Origin of the sequence: Streptomyces carpinensis (assembly GCF_002154505.1) — a bacterium.
Lineage (GTDB): Bacteria > Actinomycetota > Actinomycetes > Streptomycetales > Streptomycetaceae > Streptomyces > Streptomyces carpinensis.
This window is the reverse complement of sequence record NZ_MUBM01000780.1, coordinates 1-676: the sequence shown is the minus strand read 5'-3', so window position 1 is coordinate 676 and position 676 is coordinate 1. Positions and strand designations below refer to the sequence as shown.

Annotated in this window: 1 protein-coding gene; it reads left to right on the top strand. The window is 66.9% G+C overall.

Annotated features, from left to right (window positions below; translation table 11 throughout):
- Positions 1–13 precede the first annotated feature (13 nt).
- Complete coding sequence (locus BZY54_RS48735) at positions 14–454, top strand: Lrp/AsnC family transcriptional regulator (RefSeq protein WP_086731600.1); 441 nt, start codon at positions 14–16, stop codon at positions 452–454.
- Positions 455–676: the final 222 nt, after the last annotated feature.

The window sequence follows — 676 nt, the reverse complement described above, 5'->3', positions numbered from 1 at the left end:
AGAGAGGTGCCTCATGGACGACATCGACCGGGCCATCCTGCGGGAGCTGCAGGTCGACGGTCGCATCCCCTACGCCGAGCTGGGGCCGAAGGTGGGTCTGTCACCTTCGGCTGCAAGGCTTCGGCTGCAGCGGCTGATCGACGCCAAGGCGGTCCAGATCGTCGGGGTGACCGACCCGATGACCATGGGCCAGCAGACGATGGCGCTCCTCGGCCTGCGCATCGGGGGTGATTCCCGGGCGGTGGCCGATGAACTGTCCCGGCACGACGAGGTCGTGTACACAGTCCTGACTTCCGGCCGCTACGACATGTTCGCCGAGGTCGTGTGCAGCCACCCGCGCGATCTTCTGGACTTCATCAACGACGTCGTACGGACCATCGAGGGCGTCGCATCCGTGGAGAGCTTCCCCTACTTCGCGATTCACACCCACCGCTTCATGTGGGAAGTCGACTGAGGCAGCCGAGCGTCCGCGCCCGGCCCGCCCCCACCACGCTCCGCACCAGCCGAGGAACCTTGCATGCCGCACGACGAGTACCGCACGATCGACTTCTTCACCCAGGGCGCTCTGCCCGCACCACAGGTGACACCCGCTCAAGCGGAGCGCACGGCCGCCCAGCACTTCGGCATCACCGCTCGTGCGGAGGCTCTGGGAAGCCAGCAGGACGCCAACTTCCTG